We start from the raw sequence: 24,547 nt of genomic DNA on the forward strand, positions 1-24,547 counted from the left end.
CGTTGATCTTTTTGATCCATCCCACAATTCTAGGTCAGACCTTTCTACAATGGCGGAATGACTGCAAATTGCATCCTTGAGCGCGTTACCGAGACTAGATCCACCAATGATGATCTTATGAGTCGCTGGCGTGCCGGGGAACTCATTGATCCGGTGGCTCGGATTGCCCACAAACAAACTGCTGGCAAAGGCAGGGCAGGTCGAGCGTGGCTAGCCAACCCCGAAGACTCTCTTTGTTTTTCTTTGGCTTTTCCATTTACAAGAAGTCCTGCCCAACTCAGCGGACTGAGTTTGTTGGTTGGTCTGGCAGTAATAGAAGGTATTGCACAGGCTTGTAACCTGAGTGAATCAGAGCTTCAACAGGCTGGTCTCCGCCTGAAGTGGCCAAATGATGTAGTACTGAACAATGCCAAACTTGCTGGCATCCTCATTGAAGGCGGTCAAGCAAAAGCGGGGGATCCTACTTGGATGATTATTGGGGTTGGCATTAACTTGCGCAATGCGGAAGCAATTGAAGTAAATCTGAACACTGGACTGAAAGTGGGTTCTCTTGCTCAGCTGACAAAATCACTTCCCGATCCCGAATATCTCTGGCTCAAACTGATCGCTTCACTCGAACACAATCTTGCCGCATTTGACCTGCATGGATTTGAGACTTGTAAAGAACGTTGGATGGGCTGGGATGCGTATCGAGATCAAGCGGTGTGTATTTCAGGCGCTGGTCAGGAGCCTATTCATGGCATTGCAAAAGGTGTGGATGGGGCAGGGGCATTACTATTACAACAAGAAAACAAAATCATCGCCATTCATGCGGGTGATGTTTCATTGCGGATTCAATCATGAGCCTTTATTTATTTTTTGATGTTGGTAATACGCGCCTGAAGTGGGCGGCTGTGGAATCAACACAAAATCCTAGCGCTCAACAAAAAAAGTTATGGGCATACTCAGGCTCTATTAGCAGTAAGTCTTTGCAATCAGCAGAACATCGAGCTGAGTTGGCTGACTATATTGCTAAAACCTTACCGAAGCCTACAGCTATTGGCTTTGCCTGCGTTGCTGGTCAAGAGGCAATGACTAATCTCAAATCACTATTCCCACAATGGAGTGATTTGGACTGGAAGCAACTTAAGGGGGATAGCGCTTACCCAGGAATGCGTAGCCTGTATCAAGATCCCAGCAAGCTCGGCGCTGACCGCTGGGCTGCACTCATTGGAGCGCGCGTCTTATCGAATAAAAATACCTTGCTTGTGAATGCCGGTACTGCCACTACCATTGATTTACTGGGTTCTAACGGCGTGCATTACGGCGGATGGATTTTGCCCGGCCTTGGATTAATGCAAGAAAGTCTGGCAAACAATACTGCGCAGCTAGGCTTGGCTACACGCGCAGAACATCATGGATTTGGATCCTCCACTAATGACGCAATCATTGGAGGTTGTGATGCGGCGCAAGTTGGCGCAATCCTGTATGGCATACAGCATGCAAAAGAGTTAAATCTTCCCATCGAAAAAATTTGGCTTGATGGCGGTAACGCCAAAGTCCTAGAGCAAGAGATTACAAAAACTAATTTACCAATCAAGCAAGCCGTGGAAGTAAGCGAAGGATTGGTGCTGCGCGGTATCTGGGCGTGGTTACTGCAAAACCTTTAAGAGCGGATCTTACCCAACAGGCTTGTAGTTGAACGTTCATATAGGAAAGGTATAGCAACTGCTTTACCACCCCAACTCTTTACCAGATGGGTTTCTGCCAAAGTGTCGATATCGTAATCACCCCCCTTGACGTAAATATCAGGACGAATTTTTTCAATCAAATTGACTGGTGTTTGTTCGGTAAACAACACAGTCATATCAACGCTTTCCAATGCAGCCAATAAAGCTTGGCGATCAGCTTCTGAATTAATAGGTCTGTCATCGCCTTTACCCAACATCTTCACTGAGGCATCAGAATTCACACCCACCACCAAGCTAGCCCCCAGGGCACGGGCCTGTGCCAAATAACTGGCATGACCCCGGTGCAGGATATCGAAGACTCCATTAGTAAATACCAGTGGTCTAGGAAGATTTTCCAGGCGAGCAGCAAGCTGTTCTGGTGGGCAGACTTTTGCTTCAAAAGAGGGAGGTGGCAAATGGCGCATAACCCAATATTAATGGCAATCTTACGAGGCCAGCGATATTGGCCAGAATGTCTTAGACTTGGCCTCTCACTCGCGAATAAAAAAGGTGCGATATGCCCCGTTTTGTAATGAACTGCCTATTTGGGCTATTTGCATTCTTGTCTGGATTTCAGCTAGCCAATGCTGCACCCACTTGCAGCCCCCTCCTCTCCCATACTTTTCCTCGCTTGCAGGATGAGGCGCCACAGAGCCTTTGCCAATATCAAGGCAAAGTCATATTGGTAGTAAACACGGCCAGCTTTTGCGGCTTTACAAGCCAATATGAGGGGCTTGAGAAGATTTACGCTAAATACAAAGATCAAGGCTTTGTCATTCTGGGATTTCCCTCCAATGACTTTGGACAACAGGAACCTGGTAGCAACAAAGAAATTGCCGATTTCTGCAAGAACACCTATGACGTGAAATTTCCGATGTTTTCTAAGAGCACGGTTTCCGGCAGTAACCCAAACCCCCTATTTAAGATGTTGATTGCTAAAACTGGCACAAGTCCAAAATGGAATTTTTATAAATATTTAATCGATCGAAATGGTAATGTGGTTGATTCGTTTGGAAGCGTTACCAAACCCACCAGTAGCAGCATTACAAATGAAATTGAAAAGCTTTTAGGAGAAAAAGCTCAGTGAGTAAAAAAAGAATTGCCATTATTGGCGCAGGCATCTCTGGATTAGGCTGCGCCTATGCCTTAAGACAACATCCTGAATTTGAAATTACCTTATATGAAGCTGGCGATCACATTGGCGGCCATAGTAATACCGTTGATGTCACTTGCAATATCGATGGAAAAGAAATCACACACGGTGTAGATACTGGCTTCCTGGTATTTAACCGCAAGACTTATCCACGTCTCGTTCGTTTATTCGAAGAAATTCAAGCACCAGTAGCCCCTTCGGAAATGTCTTTTTCTGTATCGATTGATACCGCCAGTAAATCTGGGGCAGGGAAAAAGATTGAATGGGCTGGTAACGACATCAATTCTTTTTTTGGACAAAGATCTAATCTTCTCTCTCCATCATTTTGGAGAATGGCCTATGACATCATGCGCTTTAATCGTTTGGCTACTCAGTTAGCGCATGACCAAATTGACGCCGGTCATCAATACAAAGAACCTGATGAAAAAATTGCCGATTTTTTAAAACGTCATCGCTTCAGCCAAAGCTTTAAAGAGAATTACTTTCTCCCCATGATTGGCGCCATCTGGTCTTGTTCCGTCGAGCAGATGCTAGAGTTCCCCATTCAAACCATGGTGCGCTTCTGCCATAACCATGGGCTGCTGCAAATTCAAAATCGCCCGCAATGGTTGACTATTAAGGGCGGTTCACGAGAATATGTAAAGCGCCTTGTAGCAGTAATAGAAAAGCATGGGGTGGCCATTAAAAGGGAATGTGTCCTGAGAGTGAATACAGGTCATGATGGCGGGCCAGTTGAGGTTATCAGTCAGGCTGGCTCGGCCCATTTTGATGAAGTCATCATGGCTTGTCATAGCGACCAAACATTAGATCTGGTTCATGGCATTGACCAACAATCAAGAAATATCCTGGCATCAGTTCCATACCAAAAGAATCGAGCAATATTACATACCGATATTCGTTTCTTGCCAGATGCAAAACGTTGCTGGGCTGCCTGGAATTACACCGCTAAATCTGGCGCCAAACCCAATACAAAACAACATGTCAGCGTTAACTACTTAATTAATCGCCTACAACCACTACCAAATCAACTCCAAGACACTCAAATTATTGTGAGCTTAAATCCCTCGGAAGAGCCAGATCCAAAACTTGTGCATCAAGAGATTCACTATTCACATCCTGTCTTTGATATGAATGCGATACAAGCGCAGAAAGAGTTACCCTTAATTCAGGGTACATCATCCATTTGGTATTGCGGCGCCTGGACGGGATTTGGATTTCATGAGGATGGTTTGCGCTCCGGAGAATTAGTGGCAGAAGCTTTAATTGAAAGCATTCGTCAACCGATCAAAACCAAACAAGATGTGTAGTTGATGTCAGATGCCAAGATTAACTTTGGAGTAGTAAAACACCAGCGCTTGCGGCCGGCTAAGAATGCTTTTGGTTATGGAGTATTTACTATCTCCATCCCTATGCGCGGTCGTAGCGCTAATCCGAATTTACTGAGTCAAAACGGCTTAAGCGATAACCGTTGGGGTCTTTGTGCATTTTTTGATAAGGACCATGGCCTGGGAGAATCGAATAGCCTTGCTTGGATCGAAAAGATTCTTGCAGACAATCATGTGCAACATGTCGATGGAGAAATTTGGCTTCAGACTTTTCCAAGGGTATTGGGTTACGTCTTTAATCCCGTGAGCTTTTGGATCTGTACGCGCGCTGATGGCAAAGTACAAGCAGTGTTGGCTGAGGTCAACAATACCTTTGGTGAGCGTCATTGCTATTTACTGCACAAAGATTCGGGCGAGGTGTTGCACTCCGGTGAAACACTCAGTAGCAAAAAGGTATTTCACGTTTCACCATTTTGTGCGGTACGTGGCGATTACCATTTCCGCTTCTTATTTCCGCAAGATAGTAGTAGTGGCAAGAATAATGTCTGTCGCATTGAACTTCATGAGGACGGCCAACCCCTCATCAACACCAGCATTAGTGGCACCAGCCGCCCACTTAGTCGCGCCAATATCATTCTGGCGCTACTACGCTACCCATTAATGAGCTTGGGTGTCATTTTCCGAATACATTGGCAAGCATTGAAATTGTGGGTAAAAGGTGTACCCTTTCATTCAAAGCCTAAACCACCAGAACTTGAAGTTAGCAGATGAACCGCCCAGGACAAACCCTTCTCTCCAGACTCAATTTTTCTCGCCCACATGAGCGGGATAACGCTTCGCCGCAACACCAACTTAAGGCTAAGGCACTCCTCACCCTCCTGACGAAGCTAAGTAGTGGTCATTTAAAACTCACCCTTCCCAATGGCGAGAGGCGCGAGTTTGGTATTCAAAGTGATCATTTGCATGCTGAAATTCATATCTTGGAGTGGTCTGTCTTTAAAGAGATCATGTCTCATGGAGATATTGGCTTTGCTGAGAGCTACATTCAAGGCAAATGGAACACGCCCGACCTCAAAGCGCTGCTTGAGCTAGCCATACGCAACCGAACTATTTTGGAAAAAGCCATCTACGGCAATTGGTATGGTTCGATCTTTTATCGCCTAAAACATTGGTTGCGAGATAACAGCAAAGCGGGAAGCCGCAAAAATATCCATGCGCACTATGATCTAGGTAATGCTTTTTATACGCTGTGGCTCGATCCGACGATGAGCTACTCTAGCGCCTGGTTTTCTGAAGGAGATAAGCAAGCTTTAGCTGATGCACAGCGGGCAAAGATTGGGCGCATTCTAGAATCCTTGAAGACTGCACCAGGGGATCACATACTAGAAATTGGCTGTGGCTGGGGCGGAGTCATGGAAGAATCTCTTCGCCTCAATAGAGCCATTACTGGCCTAACTCTATCTACAGAGCAAAAAGCGTTTGCAGAGAAGCGTTTGCTAGGAGCGCAAACTCAAATAGTCAATCCTCTTGGATTTGAAGTGCGCCTTCAAGACTATCGTGATTGCCAAGAAAAATTTGATGGCATTGCTTCCGTCGAAATGTTTGAGGCAGTTGGTGAGAAACATTGGCCGGAGTATTTTGAAACAATTGCCCATTGTCTAAAAGCAGGTGGCAAAGCTTGCATCCAGACGATTGTGATAGCAGAAGATCTTTTTGATCGCTACAGACGCAACACTGACTTTATTCAACAGTATGTATTTCCTGGTGGCATGCTGCCCTCCAGGGCAAGCTTTAAAGCAAGCGCAGCTAAGGCTGGATTACAAATTGATGATGAATTCGCATTTGGCGGAGATTACGCAAGAACCCTTTGCTTGTGGCGTGATAGCTTTAATCAAAAACTGCAAGAAGTTCGCCAACTTGGCTTTGATGAAGCATTCATACGCCTTTGGAACTTCTATCTCATGTATTGTGCCGCTGGCTTTACTGAGCGTAATATCGACGTAGTGCAATTCACATTGAGCCATCAACCATCACCAGCATCTTCTGATGCACTAGGCGCATGAAACAACAAGGCATCGATCACTTTTCAGGAAAAAGAGTTTGGGTCATTGGTGCATCGAGTGGTATTGGCGAAGCTTGTGCGAAAGCGCTTCTTCTCAAAGGCGCGAAGGTAGCCCTTTCCAGTCGTAGAGCTGAACGATTAAATGTTATTGCCAGTACTGCAGGAGCTGATCAAACCCTCGTTACTCCATTAGACGTCACAAACAATACCCAACTGCAGGATGGCTATAAAACCCTTGTGAGTGCCTGGGGTGGGCTTGATCTACTGCTTTTTGTATCAGGAACGTATGTACCGCTTCGCGCAGATAATTTTGATATCAAGGTTGCAGAGAAAACCATTGATGCAAACCTTCTAGGTCCAATGAGAGCGGTAGCATTGGTAATTCCGGAAATGCTCAAGGCTCACTCTGGACATATTGCTATTGTTGGTAGTGTTGCGGGGTATAGCGGCCTGCCAAAAGCCTTGGCGTATGGCCCTAGTAAGGCCGCCATCATCAATTTTTGTGAGAATTTATATTACGACTTACTGCCAACTGGAGTCAGCGTACATATGATTTCCCCCGGGTTTGTAGCTACTGAGGCTACTGCACAAAATGATTTTGAAATGCCGGCGCTCATTAGCGCAGAAGAAGCCGCTAGCGAAATTTTGGCTGGCATTCAGAAGGGGGAATTCGATATTCACTTCCCTAAGCGATTCACAAGATTCTTAAAGTTTCTGAGAATCTTGCCTTACCCAATCTACTTTTGGATTGTGCGCCGCTTCGTCAAAATTTAAGCGGCGTTAAAGTTTTACGCAGCTACCTATTTTGAAGTTACTGCTTGTACTTGTCTTTACGAATCTTCTCTTCTAGATAATCCATTACTGCGATTGCTTTAGCTTTAGACCCAGCTATAGATGGTGATGTCACATACTTACCTTGCATCACAATCGTCGGCACCCCATCAATACGATAGGCTTCGGTTAATTGCTTAGCGGCACGAGCCTTAGAAACTACTGCAAAAGAGCGATAGGTTGCCAAGAAGGTATTGCGATCAACTCCTTGAGATGCGACCCAATCCGCGATCTCAGTCTCCGTTAAGAGGCGCTTATTTTCCTTATGCATCGCATACATTACTTTTTCATTTAAGGCATCAGCTTTGCCCATCGATTCGAGCGCGTAATACATTTGGCTATGGGGCAAGAAGTCATCGCGGAAGGCTACGGGGACTCTTTTGAAGACAACATCCTTAGGTTGGCGCTTTACCCAGCTACTGAGCTCTGGCTCAAAGTCATAGCAATGTGGGCAACCATACCAAAAGAATTCAATAACTTCTACTTTACCCTTGGTCTCTACTGGCTGCGCAACAGGCAATATGCGGTAATCAAAACCCTCTTCGATTTTTTGAGCTTGTGCGCTAGCAAAGCCACTTAAAGAAAGCAGTGCTAATAAAGTAATGAATCTTTTGCTGAATGAAATCATGATTTACTGGATTTGATTAAAGTTGGTTTAATGCCCATGCCACTTAATTTATCTCGCACTGAGTTGCTCTCATCAACACTGTTGTACGGACCTACACGTACGCGCCAAAGAGTATTGCCGTCACTCGTGACTTCACTTAACTGGGCTTGAATTCCCTGAATAGCTAAATTCGCTTTTTGCGCATCCGCATCGGCACGCTTCGTAAACGCACCTACTTGTAAGAAATAAATGGCGTCTGATTTACTTGCAGGGACTGCATCTGCTGGCTTATCAGTAGTTTTCTTGCCGTTTACCAAATCACCAATCGGATCGGCTGATACAGGGGCAGGTGATTTACCTTGGAGCGGCTTATTTAAATCTACCGGCTCAGCAGGGGCGCCCGCTTCACCCTCCGCAGGTGCTGTAGAAGGCTTAATCGTCAAAGGCAAACTAGGGGCGCGCATCCCCGGTCTTTCTTGAGGGGTATTTTTAGAAAGATAAAAGGCGATAACAAAGGCGATTCCAAGACCGACGCCTAAACCCAAAATAAAGCCGAGAATAGTGCCGCCGTATTGGGAGTTTTGTTGATTCGGTGTTTTCATCATTTCCTCATCTTACATCTTCACTTCATCCCTCGCCATTACATCTTTATTGGCGCAGATACCCCGAGAACTTTTAAGCCATTTTGCAGAACCTGGCGGGTTGCCAATAGCAATGCAAGACGCGCTTGCTTCAAGTTTTGATCGTCAACCAAGACGCGATCGGCGTTATAGAAGGTATGGAAATCGCCTGCTAAGTCACGCAGGTAAAAAGCCAAGGCATGTGGCGCCAATTCTTCGGTAGCAGCGGTCAGAACTTCTGGGTATTCTGCCAAACGACGCAATAAATGATCCGATGCTTTGCTTTGCAAAAGCGATAAATCGGCAGTAGCCAACTCTGGTACTTGTCCACCCCACTGTTGCAAGATTGAATTAATTCTTGCGTGCGCATACTGAACGTAGAACACTGGATTCTCATCGTTTTGCTGTAAAGCTAAATCAATATCAAAAACAAATTCGGTATCTGCTTTACGCGAGATCAAGAAAAAGCGCACAGCATCGCGACCACGCTGCAAAGCTAACTCCCGCTCTTCAGGCGTCATCTCTGGAGTAACGCCACCAGACCATTCCACCAAATCACGCACAGTGACATATGAGCCCGCACGCTTAGAAATTTTGACTTCTTCACCATGGCGCATAACCGTCACCATCTTATGCAGCACATACTCCGGATAGGTTTTAGGAATATCCCAGCCGCGCTTCTGCGCTACGCCTTGGAGGCCTGAACGCACACGGGCAATGGTGCCGTGGTGATCGCTACCCTGCACATTAATCACCTTCTGAAAACCACGATTCCACTTGCTGGTGTGATACGCCACATCCGGTACAAAGTAGGTAAAGCTACCATCAGACTTACGCATCACGCGATCTTTATCGTCACCATCATCCGTACTCTTCAACCAGAGTGCGCCTTCGGATTCATAGGTCTTTCCAATGCTTTGTAAGTCGCCGACGATTTGTGCAACGCTACCGTCGGTATATAAAGAAGACTCTAAGTAATAGCAATCAAATTTCACACCAAAAGTTTTTAAATCAATGTCTTGTTCATTACGCAAATAAGCAACCGCAAATTGGCGAATGGCCTCAAGATCATCTTTAAATTCTGGAGAGGCTTTAAATGCGCTAGCAATCTCCGCAATATATTCACCGTTATATGCCTGCTCAGGCCACTTGGCATCACCAGGCTTTAATCCCTGTAAGCGAGCTTGAACAGATAAGGCTAAATTCGCAATCTGTACACCGGCATCGTTGTAATAAAACTCACGATGAACTTTGATTCCTTGAGTCGCCAATAAATTGGCTAAGGCATCGCCCAGCGCCGCCTGTCTACCGTGGCCCACATGCAATGGCCCGGTTGGATTAGCAGAGACAAACTCAATCATGGCGCTTGGCACAGACTGACCGTCCTGTACAGACTCACCAAAATGGGTGCCAGCGGAAAGTATCTCCTGAACTACAGCAGTTTTAGCAGCATTGCTGAGGCGGAAATTAATAAAGCCAGGGCCAGCGATGTCACAGGATGCAATCAGATCATTAAAGCCTGCTTGCTGCTGTAAGCGCTCCACCAAGGCCTGCGCCAACTCACGCGGGTTCAGCTTCCAAGCCTTTGCTAGCTGGAGGGCGATATTACAAGCAACATCCCCATGATCAACAGCCTTGGGACGCTCTAGACGGGGGGCAGGAGCCTCTCCCAGGCCGCGCTCCTGAGCCAAGCCTGCAAGGGCAGCACTCAGCATTTCAATTAAACGATTTTTATTGGTTAACAACATAGATAAGCGAGTTTATCAGGTGGTAAGCTATCGAAATGATCTATCAATTTCGCTCAAAGGCTGGTCCAGATGTCATCATGCTGGCGGATCTGACTAAACGAATCTTTGAGATTTTAGGGCGCCCCCTAGAGCCCCGTGGCATTTTGACCGTTGAGCAACTGCCAGACCTCATCACCGCACTGGAAACTGCCATCCTCAAAGATCTGGAGGAGCGGGCTAAAGCGAATGACGAGTCCGAGAAAGGTACTCAGAAGCCTAAGCTAGCTGACCGCCTTGGACAGCGAGCCTACCCATTTTTAGAGCTCATGAAGCAGTCCAAAGCCAAAGACGAACCTGTTATGTGGGGCGTTTAATCTAGCAAGCTCGCTAGCTGACGACGGGTATCTTCAATACTTTGACCGCGGCGTTTGGCTAAGTCCTCAACCTGGTCATCCGATAGCTTGCCCACATTAAAGTAGCGCGCATCCGGATGAGCCAGATAGAAACCACTCACGCTAGAAGCTGGATTCATGGCCATCGACTCTGTCAGAGTCATGCCAATATCTTCAGAGCCAATGACCCGTAATAAATCTTCTTTAACTTCATGTGCAGGGCAGGCTGGGTAACCAGGTGCCGGACGAATACCGCGGTATTCCTCATTAATCATCTGATCATTAGTCAAAATCTCGTTGGTTGCATAGCCCCACAGATCAGTGCGCACACGATGGTGCATGAGTTCAGCAAACGCTTCTGCCAATCTGTCAGCTAGGGCCTTCAACATAATGGCGCTGTAGTCATCATGCTTCGCCTGAAATTCAGCCACTTTCTTTTCAACACCGTGGCCAGTAGTCACTGCAAAACAACCCAGGTAATCAGTAACGCCAGAGCCTTTTGGCGCAACATAGTCAGCCAAACAACGATTAGGTCTGCGTACACCCTCTACAACTGGACGCTCGGATTGTTGACGCAAGTTATGCCAGACAAATAAAGGGTGCTCGCGTGCTTCATCGCTATACAAAACGATATCGTCGCCAATAGTATTAGCAGGATAAAAAGCCACCACCGCATCGGCTTGTAGCCATTGGCCTTTAATCAACTTATCGAGTAATGCTTGAGCATCTGCAAATACCTTGCGAGCCTCAACGCCAACAACTTCATCATCCAGAATTGCAGGGAATTTGCCTGCTAAATCCCAAGTCTGAAAGAACGGTGTCCAGTCAATATATTTAGCGATATCGCTCAGTGCAAAGTTTTTAAATACACGACGGCCAATAAACTTCGGCTTCTCTGGAACATAAGCAGACCAGTCGATCATCTCGCGATTCTTACGTGCTGCCTCTAAAGAAATGGTTGGCGCCGCTTTCTTATTGGCGTGCTGTTCACGAATACGCACATAGTCATCACGCAAATCTTGAATAAATTTCTTGGCACTTTCATCAGACAGCAGGCTGGAAGCTACTGAAACTGAACGAGATGCATCAGGTACATACACCACCGGACCATCGTAATGCGGGGCAATCTTCACGGCCGTATGAACGCGTGAAGTCGTTGCACCACCAATCATTAATGGGATTTGACGCTCACGGAACCAATCATCGCGTTGCATCTCTTGCGCAACATAAGTCATTTCTTCTAGCGAAGGTGTAATCAATCCAGATAAACCAACAATATCTGCATTCTCTTCTTTGGCACGCTTGAGAATCTCTGCGCAAGGAACCATTACACCCATATTGGCTACTTCAAAGTTATTACATTGCAGAACAACGGTAACAATATTTTTACCAATATCGTGTACGTCACCCTTCACGGTAGCCATCACAATCTTGCCCTTAGCCTTGGCTTCACCGCCTGCCGCAATATGTAGACGTTTTTCTTCTTCGATATACGGAATCAAGATGGCAACCGCTTGTTTCATCACCCGCGCACTCTTAACCACTTGAGGCAAGAACATCTTGCCGGCGCCAAACAAGTCGCCAACGACGTTCATACCGTCCATGAGCGGGCCTTCAATCACCTCAATTGGTCTGCCACCAGCGCCCATAATTTCAGCGCGCAACTCTTCGGTATCTTCTTCAATAAAAGTAGTAATGCCATGCACTAGAGCATGCGTTAGACGCTCACGCACGGGGGCTTCACGCCACACTAGGTTCTCGACCTGCTTAGCGCCGCCACCCTTAAATTGATCGGCAATATCGAGCAAACGCTCGGTAGGTGTTTTGCCATCTTTTTCTTTAAAACGATTGAGGACAACATCCTCAACACGCTCACGTAACTCAGGATCCAAATCAGCGTAAACGCCCAACTGACCAGCATTCACAATGCCCATGTCCATGCCAGCCTGAATGGCGTGATATAGAAACACAGTATGGATCGCTTCGCGGACACGATCATTACCGCGGAACGAGAAGCTCACATTAGAAACGCCACCGCTAACCTTGGCGCCCGGCAGATTTTCTTTAATCCAGCGGGTGGCATTAATAAAGTCAACCGCGTAGTTGTCATGCTCTTCAATACCGGTAGCAATTGCAAAAATATTCGGATCAAAAATAATGTCTTCTGCTGGGAAGCCAATCTCGTTTACCAAGATCTCATAGCAGCGCTGACAGATTTCTGTCTTACGCTTAAAGGTATCGGCTTGTCCTACCTCGTCAAAAGCCATCACTACAGAAGCGGCGCCATAACGACGAATTAAACGTGCTTGTTTTCTGAAGGACTCCTCGCCCTCTTTCAAGGAGATCGAGTTAACGATAGGCTTACCTTGAATACACTTCAAGCCCGCTTCGATAACACTCCACTTGGAGGAGTCGATCATGATAGGAACGCGTGCAATATCAGGCTCAGAGGCGATCAAATTGAGGAAGCGTGTCATCGCCGCCTCAGAATCTAACATCGCCTCATCCATATTGATGTCGATAACTTGTGCGCCATTCTCAACCTGTTGACGCGCCACAACAAGCGCCTCATCAAATTGATTATTCAAAATCATTCTGGAAAATGCTTTTGAGCCTGTGACATTGGTACGCTCACCAATATTGACGAAGCCAACATCAGCAGTAACGTTAAATGGCTCAAGACCAGAAAGCTTCATTGCTGGCATCGCTTTTTTCTCTATCTTGCTCATACTGATACCTCCGCATTCTCGCGATAGAAAGCGCGTGGCTTCCGCTTGGAAACCGCATCAGCAATTGCACGAATGTGCTCAGGTGTTGTGCCGCAGCAGCCACCAACCAAATTGACTAAACCGTCTTTAGCAAAACCATCTACTAGGCTAGAGGTAATTTCTGGGGTCTCATCAAAGCCCGTATCACTCATCGGATTAGGCAATCCCGCATTCGGGTAACAAGACACTGCCGCATCGCAAATTCTTGCCAGCTCTGCAATATAAGGGCGCATTAAAGCGGCACCTAATGCACAGTTCAAGCCAAAAGTGAGCGGCTTGATGTGACGCAAACTATTCCAGAACGCCTCGACTGTTTGGCCTGACAAAATACGGCCAGATGCATCTGTCACCGTTCCAGAAATCATTACCGGCAAACGCTCACCGGTCTCTTCAAAAAATTCATCGAGGGCAAAGAGTGCAGCTTTGGCATTAAGCGTATCGAAAATAGTTTCAACCAAAAATAAGTCGACGCCGCCTGCAAATAAACCTTCAATCTGCTCACGATACGAAGCACGTAACGCATCAAAGGTCACATTGCGTGCACCTGGGTCATTAACATCCGGTGAAATACTTGCCGTCTTTGGTGTAGGCCCAATCGCGCCCGCAGCAAAACGCGGTCTTTCTGGGGTGCTGTATTTTTCACAAGCTGCGCGCGCTAATTTAGCAGAGACTTCATTCATCTCACGTGCTAAGCCAGCCATTTTGTAATCTTCTTGGGCAACTGAAGTTGCGCCAAAAGTATTGGTTTCAATAATGTCCGCGCCAGCATCTAAGTACTGCTCATGAATCTTGCTAATAATTTGTGGCTGGGTCAAAACCAAAAGCTCATTGTTGCCTTTGATATCTCCAGGGTGATCAGCAAAACGGGTATTTCCTGGTAAGCCGCGATAGTCGGCTTCGGTTAACTTGTATTGCTGAATCATGGTGCCCATGGCGCCATCCAAAATGAGGATGCGCTGCTTCAAAAGCTCGGGGAGCTTTTGACCACGGGTATAGAGCTGGGACAAACCATTAGATTGCATTGTTAAACCGGGATTAATCTCTAGAATCCCTTATTCTATTGGAAAAGCCACTTTTCATTTACCCCGGAGCCCCTATGTTTGGAACCATTCCAGAATTCAATCAAAGCCTAGATATGTTTAAAACCATGTGGGGGCAAGGTGCTGCAGGTCAGGCTGGGCAGTTCCCCTTTACGGCAGATGCCTCTAAGGCTGCTGGTGGCTTTGCTTCAGCTTTTCCTGGCTTGGATGTAGATGAGCTTGAAAAGCGCATCAAGGACCTGAAAAGTGTTGAAAACTGGCTCAATTTGAACCTCAACATCCTCAAGTCGACTATTCAGGGTCTTGAAGTTCAGCATGCCACCATGATGGCACTCAAATCCTTTGGTGATGCGGTATCAGCAGCCAGCTCAGCAGCTAGCTCAACAAGCGCCCCAAAGGAAGAATCTAAGACTAAAACAACTAGTGCTAAACCAAGGAAAACCGCAACACGCCGTCCTCGCAAAGCTGGCGACGCAACTTTCCTCGACGAAGTAGGTAATTCAGATGAGCAATAGCCTCACCCATTGCAAACGTAAGTTGATGAATATCTAATTCACGTTTAAACAAGACCGGCACAATCTCCCTAGCATGTGCCGGTTTTTTACATGCGCTCAAGGTATCGACCAAGCGATCATCATGATGGGCTTTCAGTTGCGCAACGCGTGGCCTGATTCCGGTAAATGGTTTGCCGTGCGAAGGAAGCACCAATGTGCCCTCAGGCAATGCTAAATATTTTTCGATAGAGTCTAAATACAATCCCAGAGGATCCGCATCCGGATCAGCGTCATAAACACTCACATTAGTAGAAATGCGAGGCAACAACATATCTCCAGAAATCAACACTCCAAGATCTTTACAAAACAGAGAAGCATGCTCAGGCGCATGCCCATAACCCATGATGACTTGCCACGTATGACCACCAATCAAAATAGACTCGCCATCAATAATGCGGCGGTATTGACGTGGTACTCCAGGAACCATATTGCTGTAGTAATTGGAGCGCCCTCGAATTTTTTCTAAATCTTCAGCAGTTGTTAAACCATGTCTTTGAAAATGATCTGCAGAACCACCACTGCCAGCGCGTGAACCAACTGCAGCGCCACCCTCTTTGCAACTTAACCATTGAGCAGTTAAGTAATCTGTCATGGAAATCCACATCGGGACATGCCATTTTTCACAGAGCCATTGGGATAGTCCTACATGGTCAGGATGCATATGAGTCACTATCACACGCAAGACTGGTAAGCCTTCAAGCTGAGTTGCAAACACTTGCTCCCATGAGGCTCTTGTCTCATCATTAGCAATACCGCAGTCCACAATCGTCCAACCCGCAACACCATCAATTTCATCGCGCAGCAGCCAAAGATTGATGTGATCTAAAGCAAAGGGCAGGCGCATTCTGATCCAGCGAACACCTGGCGCAACCTCTATGCTGCTACCCACTTCCGGAAGGGCGTCTCCTAAGGGATAATGAATTGCAGGTTCAGTACTTGCTTTATTTTGAGTATTCATGGCTTAGTGTTATTGATTGATTTTTTACTTCTAGGTTTGCTTTGACAACAGTTCCATCGCCTTGCATTAATTGGTGTGACATTAATCCTGAAAATGGTTACTGTCGTGGCTGCTATCGCACCTTGACTGAAATTGCTGATTGGTCAGATCTCACGAATCCTGAGAAGCTTGAGGTTTGGTCACAACTTCCGAGTCGCAAACCCCAAGCACCTCAGTAATACCAATCTTTATTTTTTATTTATTGACGTCGACAATCAATCGTCCACGTACATTGCCCGCCATTAATTCTTGCGCGTATTTGATCGACTCCTCAAGCGTAATTTCATGAGAGATTTCATCTAAGGTTTTCAAATCTACCAACTTACTCAACTGCTCATAGGCAGCAATGCGTTTTGCACGTGGCACTGTCACACTATTAATGCCATACAAAGTAACGCCGCGCAAAATAAATGGTGCAACACTTGAAGGAAAATCCATGCCCTGAGCTAAGCCACAAGCAGCTACTGCACCATCGCTCTTGGTCTGTGCACAAGCGTTAGCTAAAGTATGGCTACCTACGCTATCAACCACAGCAGCCCAACGCTCTTTTGCCAATGGCTTACCAGGAGCAGATAAAGTAGCGCGCTCAATCACTTCAGTTGCACCCAATTTCTTCAGGTAATCCGCTTCAGCCATACGGCCAGTACTCGCGACAACAGTAAAGCCCAGCTTACTAAGAAGCGTGATGGCAAAGCTACCAACACCGCCTGCAGCACCGGTAACCAAAACCTCACCATCACCTGGCTTAAGCCCATGCTTTTGTAGTGCCATAACGCAGAGCATGGCGGTATAACCTGCCGTGCCAATGGCTAATGCTTGTTTAGCAGTAAACCCCTTGGGCAGCGGAATCAACCAATCGGCCTTCACACGGGCCTGCTGACCTAAGCCACCCCAATGCCCCTCGCCAACTCCCCAGCCATTGAGAAGCACCATATCGCCAGCCTTGAAGTCGGAGCTGGTGCTCTCCATTACTTCTCCAGCAAAATCGATTCCCGGCACCATTGGAAAGCTGCGAACCACTGGACCTTTACCAGTGATAGCCAGACCATCCTTGTAATTGAGGGTGGAATACAGGACCTTTACGCGAACATCCCCCTCTGGGAGCCTAGCCTCATCCACTTGGGCTAATTCTGCGCGATACCCTTGATCATCCTTATTTACCAATATTGCTTTAAACATGTCTCTTCCTTTTAGAACGAGGTATTTCCCCGCAGCAATTGCTTAATAGGTTTATCCTAACGAGCATTGCTGATTATGGAGGTTTCCATGAAAAAAATTCTACTATTAACTACGATTTCTGGCTTGGCGCTATCTGGCTGCTATTCCACCCAAATTAATATGTCTATGGGCAATATGCGTCTGATTACTTCTAGCGCTGCACCACAGGATGTTATGGATTTCGCCACCAAGACCTGTAAAGATGATTTCTATGAAGGCGCTAGCTTTCTATCCAAGGCAGGCAAAGAATATCGCTTCAAATGCGTAAAAGCCGATGAGAATGAAATTTTGAACCCTATTCCTGGCACAACACTGACCGCTACAGCAAAAGCTGAAGCCAAATAAGCAAAGACTAATGACCCCGTTTACTTCACAAGAGCTGCGCAAAGGTTTCGCATCATTTGCAACAGGGGTCACTGTTATCACTTGCCTAGATGAGGAAAATAATTCTCATGGCATTACGATTAGCTCTTTCAACACGGTCTCACTTGAGCCGCCACTCATTCTTTGGAGCCTCAAGAAGCATTCGCGTCTGATGCCCTGGGTTGAGCTTGGCAAGAAACATCTGATTCATGTTTTAGAACGCTCGCAAGAGAATCTGGCAATGCATTTCGCTACCGTGAAGACTGATCAATTCAAGGGAATTGATCACAAGCTAGCGGCTAGTGGACTAACCCAAATCGATCATTGCGTCGCTTATTACGAATGTGAAACCGTTTGTGTTCACATAGGCGGCGATCACAACATCATTGTTGCCAAAGTAATTAACTTAAAAAATCACCCTGAACGAGAGCCGCTCATTTTTGCGCGTAGCCAATTTGTAGGTCTCGATTTCACAGAAACTAAAGCCAGCTAATACCTATTCATCTTTGTAAGGAAATGCCATGATGCGTTTATGGGGTCGCAAAAGTTCTATTAACGTTCAAAAAGTATTGTGGTGCCTTGCTGAGCTTGGACTAAAAGAAGGCAAAGACTTTGAACGGATCGATGCTGGTCTGCAATTTGGAATCAATAACACTCCAGAGTTTTTAAATCTCAACCCAAATGGCTTAGTACCTACATTAGAAGACGGTGAAGTAGTGCTTTGGGAATCCAATACCATCATGCGTTACCTAGCCCGTCAGCGTGATCAGGCTGGACGTTTTGCCGCAGACATTCAGACTCAGTACGAATCCGAGAAATGGATGGATTGGCAATTGGGTACGATGTGGCCAGCGCTACGGATTGCATTTCTGGGCCTCACCAGAACACCCGAGGCAGAACGTCAATACGAATCGATTCTCAAGGGATACCAGGAAACCAATCGGCTACTTGGATTACTAGATCAAACATTGTCTAAGCAAAGCTATTGCGCGGGCAATCAATTTCAGATTGGAGATATTGTTTTAGCTCTTTGTGTCAGTCGCTGGATTCTTTTAAATCAGGCCTTTCCACAACATACTGGCGAGCGTGCAGCTCTTAAGAATATTGACGATTGGATGAAGCGCTTAGAAACAGAAACCTGCTTTAACGATATTGTTGAAAAAGAACTCAATATCGTTAAATAGTTTTTCTGCTTCTGTTTTTCACTGCTGTTTAAATTTCTTGGTGTGGTGATCGGCGCCAATAAATAAGTACATTGCCGGCACCACAAAGAGTGTAAACAGCGTACCAATTGATAGGCCAGTAAAAATCACGATACCCATGGATTTGCGTCCTGCGGCACCCGCCCCAGAAGCAATCACCAAGGGCAATACGCCCAAAACCATTGCTGCAGTTGTCATCAAAATCGGGCGCAAACGAACGCTACTTGCTTCAACGATGGCATCGAGCTTACTGCGCCCTGCTTCTTGCAGCTCATTCGCAAACTCCACGATCAAAATACCGTGCTTACTAATCAAGCCCATGAGTGTGACTAAGCCAACTTGGGTATAGACGTTTAGAGTCGTGAAGCCCAAATTAATAAAGATCAGAGCGCCGAATAAGGCTAGCGGCACAGAAACCAAAATTACAATCGGATCACGGAAACTTTCAAACTGCGCTGCAAGCACCAAGAACACAATCAAGATCGCAAAGAACATGGTGACTAAGAATCCACCGGATTCAGCCATAAATTGGCGTGACGGGCCTGCGTAGTCCATGGTGTATCCATTAGGCGCAACCTCTTTCAGAGTTTGGCGCATGTACTCCAATAAATCGGCTTGCGAAATAAATGGCGTGCTCACTCCCGAGATCGTTGCTGAATTTAATTGCTGGAAGTGATTAATAGACTGTGGCACCACTCTTTGTTTAATCGTTGCGATCGTGCGCGCTTGAATCATTGCGCCACTTGGCGTGCGAATGTAGTAATCCAATATTTGATCTGGATTGAGACGGTCCACTTGCTTCACTTGTGGAATCACACGATAAGAGCGTCCAGCCACCGAGAAGTAATTCACATACCCACCACCTAAAGCGGCAGACAAAGCAGCGCCAACTTGTTGCTGAGTCATTCCTAAGGCAGCGACTTTTTCTCGATCAATCTCTAATACATCTTGTGGCTTATCAATCTTAAGATCAGAATCCACGAAAAAGAAATTACCACTACGGCGCGCCTTATCCAGCACCGCTTGCGAGACTTCGTTTAATGCCGCATAAGATTCTGTTGTATTAATGACTACCTGCACAGGTAAGCCTTGTGCGCCCGGTAAGGCCGGAAATTGGAAGGCGGCAACGCGTGCACCTGCAATGGAATTCCACTTTTGCTGCATATCCTCTTGGAACTGAGTTGCGTTACGACTGCGTTCACCCCAGTCTTTCAACAAGATACCGCCAAAACTAGAAGTAGGACTCGTGATCTGAAAGGCCTGTTCGTATTCTGGTTCTGCAGCTGCAATTGCATAAATTTGATCTGCATAAGTCTGCATTTGCGTCACCGTACTATTAGGGGGTCCTGATGCTTGCATCAAAACAATACCCTGGTCTTCAGTTGGCGCTAATTCAGCACGCGCAGTTGAGTACAAATAGGCTACGCCCCCTAGCAAGATAACTCCCATCATGATGATGACCTGCCAAGTACTTAGCAAATCACGCAAAGTAGTTTGATAGCTGTGATGCACCTTCTCAAATACGCGATCAATCTTTTGTACAAACGGTGAGGCTTCTTGCTCTTCGGTAAAGATGCGAGAGCACATCATCGGAGAAAGCGTCAAAGCAATCAATCCTGAAACAGCCACCGCGCTCGCCAAAGTGAAGGCAAATTCAGTAAATAAAGCCCCCGTCAGGCCGCCCTGAAAGCCAATCGGGATATACACCGCAATCAGCACCACTGTCATTGCCAAAATAGGGCCACCTAATTCGCGGGCAGCAATTAAAGATGCCTCTAGTGGTGACTTGCCTTCTTTCATATGACGGTCAACGTTTTCCACGACGATGATGGCGTCGTCCACCACCAATCCAATTGCCAACACTAGAGCCAAGAGGGTGAGCAGATTAATAGAGTAGCCCAGCACTTGCATGAGGAAGAAAGTGCCAATAAGCGACAAGGGCATTGCAATCACTGGCACAGCAACTGCACGAGCGCTGCCCAAGAAGAGGTAGATCACCACAGTCACGATCACCAAGGCCTCTATTAAAGTAGAAACCACTTCATCAATAGAGCTAGTAATAAATTTAGTGGAGTCGTAAACAATCTTGCCCGTCATGCCAATAGGTAATTGCTTCTGAATATCTGGCACCACATCCCGAACACGTTGCGCTACATCCAATAGGTTAGCCTGCGGCGCAACCTTAATAGCAATAAACACTGACCTCTTACCGCTAAAGGCAACGTTCGTGTTGTAGTCCTCAGAACCCATAGTGACATTGGCCACTTGGTCTAGATAAACAATATTCACGCCATCTTTTTTAATGACCAACTTGCGAAACTCATCCAGAGTATGCAAGTCGGTGCCGGCAACCAAATCAACCGAGACCATCTCGCCTTTAGTGCTTCCAACTGCAGACAAGTAATTGTTTGCTGACATGGCGCTGTAAACATCATCAGCGCCCACACCAAGCCCGGCCATCTTCTCGCGATCCAACCAGGCGCGTAAGGCGAATTTACGTCCACCAGTGATCTCTGCGTTTTGAACACCCTCAACAGCGTCTAACTTTGGCTTTACAACACGCAAAAGGTAGTCGGTAATAGCGTTGTTAGGGATGTCATCACTATAGAAACCCATATACATTGCAGCAGTAGATTGCCCTACCTGCACTGTCAATATAGGTTGCTGCGCCTGAGGTGGTAACTGATTCTTTACCGCGCTAATTTGAGTTTGTATCTGCGTTAATGCCGCGTTTGAGTCATAGTTCAGCTTCAGCGTTGCAGTAATAGTGGAGACCCCGCTCACGCTAGCAGAAGATAAGTAATCAATACCTTGAGCCTGAGCTATAGATGCCTCAAGAGGCTGAGTAATAAAGCCTGCAATCGTTTCAGGATCGGCACCATAGTAGGCCGTAGTGATGGTCACAATCGCATTTTGCGTTTGCGGATATTGATTTACAGGTAAAGAACCAATTGCCTTCAAACCAAAAATCAATACAAGAGCACTCACCACCATGGAGAGCACTGGCCTACGGATGAATATGTCAGTCCAATTCATCTGCTATTTATTCCTGCGGCTTTGGATCAGGTGAGTTAGCTGGCTGCACTTTGTTGTTAATAATCAGCGGCGTGCCATTCTTAAGTTTAAGCTGGCCACTGGTAACAACGGTTGCGCCTTCATCAACGCCCTTCAAAATGGCGACTTGATCGCCGCGAGTTAACCCAGTCGTTACAAATACCTGTTGCGCTTCAAGGGCTGGATTACCTTGCTTATCTTTCTTCCCGGTAGGTTTGGCAATAAAGATGGTCGAGCCATACGGGTTGTAAGTAACCGCTGTCTGAGGCAGGGTCAGGTATTTAACTTGATCACCCAACTTGATATTCACATTAGCAAACATACCCGGCAAAATTTTCTTATCCGGATTGGCAAGCTGCGCTTCAACTTGAATATTGCGCGTATTGGTATCGACCTTTGGACTCACAGCAGTAATCTTGCCTGTGAAGCTCGCATCCTTAAATGCATCGGTAGTCACTTCAACCTCTTGACCAACCTGAATGAGCTCAGCATTGTTTTGCGGTAAGTTGAAATCCACAAAAATGGGATCCAGGGTTTGTAACGTTAGCAACTTATCGCCAGGGTTTACATACTGTCCTGGATTGATAGAAACAATACCTAAACGACCACTAAATGGCGCTTTGAGGTTTTTCTTAGCCACTAAAGCAGTTTGCTGTTCAACCTGCGCTTGTTTTGATTTGGAGTCAGCGGCGCTGGTATCAAAAACGTTCTTACTAATTGCCTGAATTGCTAACTGCTGTCTATCGCGCTCATTAATGACTTTAGCTAGATCAGACATTGCTTTTAAAGAATTCAATTGAGCTACATCAGATGCATCATTTAATTTAATGAGGAGCTCACCCTCTTTAACATCTTGGCCTGACTTAATCGGCACAGTCTGCACTAAGCCGCCAATCTCGGTGCTGAGTTCAACACCCCTAAATGCACGGACATTACCTACGCTGGTTAACTTTGGCTGCCATTCTGCATTAGCAATCACCATGGTAGATACCGTTGCAGGAGGCAATCCCATGCCCGCAATGAAATGCTTAATCATGAAAGTCTTCAGCTGATTGAAAGCGAAGATCAGACCCAACAATAAAAATACGCCGCAAAGCATGATGGTCATACGACGCTGCAGGGGCTCCATCGCCATGAGCTTTTCATGGGCCTTAGTACCACGCCATTTCTGACCCATACGCGCCCAAAAGGCTTTCGCCTTTTCCCGCAGAGCAATTGCTCTCTCACGCAATTTCCATTCAATTGCTTTACCTTGCGTCCATGCCCACAAGGTAAGGACCAAAACAACGAGCTTGTTCTTAATTAGTTCCAGAAGTTTCATTTTGATCTTTGTTCGCTATGTCTTTTGGTTTAAAGGCAGGGCCTTCACGATTCCACCAGCCGCCGCCTAATGCTGCAAATAAAGCTGCCGTATCTGAGAAGCGAGTTGCTTGTGCTGCAACTGATTTCACTTTTGCTTGCTGATACTGGTTTTGGTAATAGAGCACTGCTAAATAACTGGCTGTACCGAGTTTGTACTGTTGCTGCACTAAGTCCAGAGTTTCGTAGGCATAACGCTCTGCATCCGATGCGGCCTTGAGTGCTTGAGCACCCGTCTCAAGAGCGCGTAATGCATTGGCTACTTCTTGGAATGCATTGAGGACTGTTGCTTGATATTGAAATGCTGCTAGCTCATAGTTAGCGATAGCTCCGCGACGCTGCGCCAAAAGCTGACCACCCTGAAACAGCGGCTGTAAGATGCCGCCACCCAAACTCCATAACGCAGAGTTCGGCCCAAACAGTCCGTTGGATGTCAGTGCGGCTGCGCCAATAGATCCCGTGATATTAAATTGCGGCAATAAATTGGCTGTTGCAACACCCACGAAGGCATTCTGTGCTTTTAACTGGGCTTCAGCTGCCCTTACATCAGGGCGCTGACGCACTAAGCTGGAAGGCACTGATAGAGGTAGCTTCTCTGGCAAATGCAAATTGGCCAAATCAAACTTTGCGATATTGGCATTGCTCGGAATCTCACCTACTAGCACTGCTAATTGATTGCGCGCAAATGCAAGATTTCTTTCGTAATTAAAGAGATCCACTTGAGAGTTGGATACCAAGGTTCGCTGGGATGTGACGTCTACCTTAGAAACTGTGCCAATGATTAACTGCTTCTCAGTGACTTCAGCCAGATTGGTTTGGGCCTTGAGGATTTCTTCTGTGGCCTGCATTTGTGCACGAAGCGCGGCCTCCTTAACGGCGCTTGTTACTACGTTAGCCGTTAGCGAAAGATAAGCGCCCTCCAATTGAAACTGCGCAACCTCAGCTTGTGCGCGCGCACCTTCAACCGCTCTCCGAGCTCCGCCAAACACATCCAACCTGTAAGTCACATTGACTGTGGTGTTGTAGAGGTTATAAGTATCAGAACCGTAATTCATGCCATACACAGCTGAAGGTTGTTTTTGTCTTATTGCATTCGCGCCAAGACCAATCGCTGGAAAGTATTGGCCACCAATTTGTGCGTTGACATTTTCTTGAGCGGCGCGCAATGCTGCATCGGCTGCACCTAAATTTGGATTTTGCTCAAGCGCTCTTTTAATGAGGGCATCTAGCTCAGGAGATTTATAAAGCTCCCACCATTGCGCCTCTATATCTGCGCCCTCAACAAACTCTTGATCTGTACCGCCTGGCACTCCAGGCGCAGTAGTGAGTTTCTTAGCTATAGGGGTTTCTGTATAAGAAGAGGTCTTGGGCGCCTCGGGTTGCTTAAAGTCTGGGCCGACTGCGCATGCAGAGAGAGCTAGCGCACAAATTAGCGGAAGCAATTTCAAACCTGAAAAATGGGGCATCGACAGAAACATGGGTTGCAACAAATATCCTCTTTTACAAGAGTTATTTGAACACAGAAATGCAATCAGGGCTTCGTAAAGCCCTGATTTATCTACTGAA

At 46.5% G+C, this 24,547-nt stretch carries 24 protein-coding genes; 13 read left to right on the plus strand and 11 right to left on the minus strand.

Annotated elements, in window-relative coordinates; translation table 11 throughout:
• The first annotated feature begins 57 nt into the window (after positions 1-57).
• Positions 58-843: a biotin--[acetyl-CoA-carboxylase] ligase gene (locus FD963_RS09775; protein WP_215362325.1), complete on the plus strand. Its 786-nt coding sequence runs from the start codon at positions 58-60 to the stop codon at positions 841-843.
• Positions 840-1,649, plus strand: coding sequence for a type III pantothenate kinase (locus tag FD963_RS09780; protein ID WP_215362327.1), 810 nt, complete (start codon positions 840-842; stop codon positions 1,647-1,649). The genes FD963_RS09775 and FD963_RS09780 overlap by 4 nt, the downstream gene beginning before the upstream one ends.
• Here FD963_RS09780 and rfaE2 read toward each other — a convergent pair.
• Entirely contained in the window at positions 1,646-2,134 is a 489-nt protein-coding gene (rfaE2, locus tag FD963_RS09785; protein ID WP_215362328.1) for a D-glycero-beta-D-manno-heptose 1-phosphate adenylyltransferase, read from the minus strand. The two genes, FD963_RS09780 and rfaE2, sit on opposite strands and share 4 nt — an antisense overlap.
• A 107-nt stretch (positions 2,135-2,241) precedes the next feature.
• Between rfaE2 and FD963_RS09790 the strand changes: the two genes are divergently transcribed.
• The 5 genes from FD963_RS09790 to FD963_RS09810 are packed head-to-tail and all read left to right on the plus strand — an operon-like array spanning position 2,242 to position 7,023.
• Positions 2,242-2,796, plus strand: a complete 555-nt coding sequence (locus FD963_RS09790) for a glutathione peroxidase (RefSeq protein WP_371818506.1) — start codon at positions 2,242-2,244, stop codon at positions 2,794-2,796.
• On the plus strand, positions 2,793-4,169 hold the full coding sequence (locus tag FD963_RS09795) for an NAD(P)/FAD-dependent oxidoreductase (protein ID WP_215362332.1): 1,377 nt from the start codon (positions 2,793-2,795) through the stop codon (positions 4,167-4,169). Before FD963_RS09790 ends, FD963_RS09795 begins: the two co-directional genes overlap by 4 nt.
• A 3-nt stretch (positions 4,170-4,172) precedes the next feature.
• A complete protein-coding gene (locus FD963_RS09800) occupies positions 4,173-4,958 on the plus strand; it encodes a DUF1365 domain-containing protein (RefSeq protein WP_215362334.1) in 786 nt (261 codons plus the stop codon).
• A complete protein-coding gene (locus FD963_RS09805; protein WP_215362336.1) occupies positions 4,955-6,250 on the plus strand; it encodes a cyclopropane-fatty-acyl-phospholipid synthase family protein in 1,296 nt (431 codons plus the stop codon). Before FD963_RS09800 ends, FD963_RS09805 begins: the two co-directional genes overlap by 4 nt.
• Positions 6,247-7,023, plus strand: coding sequence for an SDR family oxidoreductase (locus FD963_RS09810; protein ID WP_215362337.1), 777 nt, complete (start codon positions 6,247-6,249; stop codon positions 7,021-7,023). The genes FD963_RS09805 and FD963_RS09810 overlap by 4 nt, the downstream gene beginning before the upstream one ends.
• Positions 7,024-7,060: 37 nt before the next feature.
• Here FD963_RS09810 and FD963_RS09815 read toward each other — a convergent pair whose 3' ends face one another.
• From FD963_RS09815 to argS, 3 genes are read right to left on the minus strand one after another with little or no spacing between them, the layout of a single operon-like run.
• The gene (locus FD963_RS09815) at positions 7,061-7,708 is read right to left on the minus strand and encodes a thiol:disulfide interchange protein DsbA/DsbL (RefSeq protein ID WP_215362338.1); all 648 of its coding nucleotides are present in this window, start codon (positions 7,706-7,708) and stop codon (positions 7,061-7,063) included.
• On the minus strand, positions 7,705-8,292 hold the full coding sequence (locus FD963_RS09820) for an SPOR domain-containing protein (RefSeq protein WP_215362339.1): 588 nt from the start codon (positions 8,290-8,292) through the stop codon (positions 7,705-7,707). The genes FD963_RS09815 and FD963_RS09820 overlap by 4 nt, the downstream gene beginning before the upstream one ends.
• 35 nt (positions 8,293-8,327) lie before the next feature.
• A complete protein-coding gene (gene argS / locus FD963_RS09825) occupies positions 8,328-10,055 on the minus strand; it encodes an arginine--tRNA ligase (RefSeq protein ID WP_215362340.1) in 1,728 nt (575 codons plus the stop codon).
• Positions 10,056-10,090: 35 nt separating this feature from the next.
• Here argS and FD963_RS09830 point away from each other — a divergent pair, with 35 nt between their 5' ends.
• Entirely contained in the window at positions 10,091-10,408 is a 318-nt protein-coding gene (locus tag FD963_RS09830; RefSeq protein WP_215362341.1) for a DUF1840 domain-containing protein, read from the plus strand.
• On the opposite strand, the gene metH is transcribed toward FD963_RS09830, so the two are convergent.
• Together metH and FD963_RS09840 are read right to left on the minus strand one after the other, a co-directional pair.
• Positions 10,405-13,155, minus strand: coding sequence for a methionine synthase (gene metH, locus FD963_RS09835; RefSeq protein ID WP_215362342.1), 2,751 nt, complete (start codon positions 13,153-13,155; stop codon positions 10,405-10,407). The two genes, FD963_RS09830 and metH, sit on opposite strands and share 4 nt — an antisense overlap.
• Positions 13,152-14,216 carry a homocysteine S-methyltransferase family protein gene (locus tag FD963_RS09840; protein ID WP_215362343.1) on the minus strand — a complete coding sequence of 355 codons (1,065 nt, stop codon included), beginning with the start codon at positions 14,214-14,216 and terminating at the stop codon, positions 13,152-13,154. Before FD963_RS09840 ends, metH begins: the two co-directional genes overlap by 4 nt.
• 74 nt (positions 14,217-14,290) lie before the next feature.
• Here FD963_RS09840 and FD963_RS09845 point away from each other — a divergent pair, with 74 nt between their 5' ends.
• Complete coding sequence (locus FD963_RS09845) at positions 14,291-14,749, plus strand: PhaM family polyhydroxyalkanoate granule multifunctional regulatory protein (protein ID WP_072582636.1); 459 nt, start codon at positions 14,291-14,293, stop codon at positions 14,747-14,749.
• On the opposite strand, the gene FD963_RS09850 is transcribed toward FD963_RS09845, so the two are convergent.
• Positions 14,661-15,746 carry an MBL fold metallo-hydrolase gene (locus FD963_RS09850; RefSeq protein ID WP_215362344.1) on the minus strand — a complete coding sequence of 362 codons (1,086 nt, stop codon included), beginning with the start codon at positions 15,744-15,746 and terminating at the stop codon, positions 14,661-14,663. The genes FD963_RS09845 and FD963_RS09850 overlap by 89 nt on opposite strands.
• A gap of 41 nt (positions 15,747-15,787) precedes the next feature.
• Here FD963_RS09850 and FD963_RS09855 point away from each other — a divergent pair, with 41 nt between their 5' ends.
• On the plus strand, positions 15,788-15,964 hold the full coding sequence (locus FD963_RS09855; protein ID WP_215362345.1) for a DUF1289 domain-containing protein: 177 nt from the start codon (positions 15,788-15,790) through the stop codon (positions 15,962-15,964).
• A gap of 16 nt (positions 15,965-15,980) precedes the next feature.
• Here the strand turns inward: FD963_RS09855 and FD963_RS09860 are convergent, their stop codons facing one another.
• Positions 15,981-16,964, minus strand: a complete 984-nt coding sequence (locus FD963_RS09860) for an MDR family oxidoreductase (protein ID WP_215362346.1) — start codon at positions 16,962-16,964, stop codon at positions 15,981-15,983.
• 87 nt (positions 16,965-17,051) lie between these two features.
• On the opposite strand from FD963_RS09860, the gene FD963_RS09865 reads away from it, so the two are divergent.
• Genes FD963_RS09865 through FD963_RS09875 form a run of 3 tightly spaced genes read left to right on the plus strand, consistent with a single transcriptional unit; the run spans position 17,052 to position 18,550 of the window.
• A complete protein-coding gene (locus FD963_RS09865; protein WP_215362347.1) occupies positions 17,052-17,348 on the plus strand; it encodes a hypothetical protein in 297 nt (98 codons plus the stop codon).
• A gap of 10 nt (positions 17,349-17,358) precedes the next feature.
• A complete protein-coding gene (locus tag FD963_RS09870) occupies positions 17,359-17,859 on the plus strand; it encodes a flavin reductase family protein (protein ID WP_215362348.1) in 501 nt (166 codons plus the stop codon).
• Positions 17,860-17,887: 28 nt separating this feature from the next.
• Entirely contained in the window at positions 17,888-18,550 is a 663-nt protein-coding gene (locus FD963_RS09875; RefSeq protein ID WP_215362349.1) for a glutathione S-transferase family protein, read from the plus strand.
• An 18-nt stretch (positions 18,551-18,568) separates the two neighbouring features.
• On the opposite strand, the gene FD963_RS09880 is transcribed toward FD963_RS09875, so the two are convergent.
• The 3 genes from FD963_RS09880 to FD963_RS09890 form a co-directional block, all read right to left on the minus strand.
• Positions 18,569-21,604, minus strand: coding sequence for an efflux RND transporter permease subunit (locus tag FD963_RS09880; protein WP_215362350.1), 3,036 nt, complete (start codon positions 21,602-21,604; stop codon positions 18,569-18,571).
• Between the two features lie 7 nt (positions 21,605-21,611).
• On the minus strand, positions 21,612-22,751 hold the full coding sequence (locus tag FD963_RS09885; RefSeq protein ID WP_215363991.1) for an efflux RND transporter periplasmic adaptor subunit: 1,140 nt from the start codon (positions 22,749-22,751) through the stop codon (positions 21,612-21,614).
• A 169-nt stretch (positions 22,752-22,920) separates the two neighbouring features.
• Positions 22,921-24,459 (minus strand): efflux transporter outer membrane subunit, encoded by a 1,539-nt coding sequence (locus tag FD963_RS09890; RefSeq protein WP_215363994.1) that lies wholly within the window; start codon positions 24,457-24,459, stop codon positions 22,921-22,923.
• Positions 24,460-24,547 lie beyond the last annotated feature (88 nt).

This window comes from Polynucleobacter sp. JS-JIR-II-50, from assembly GCF_018687895.1.
GTDB lineage: Bacteria > Pseudomonadota > Gammaproteobacteria > Burkholderiales > Burkholderiaceae > Polynucleobacter.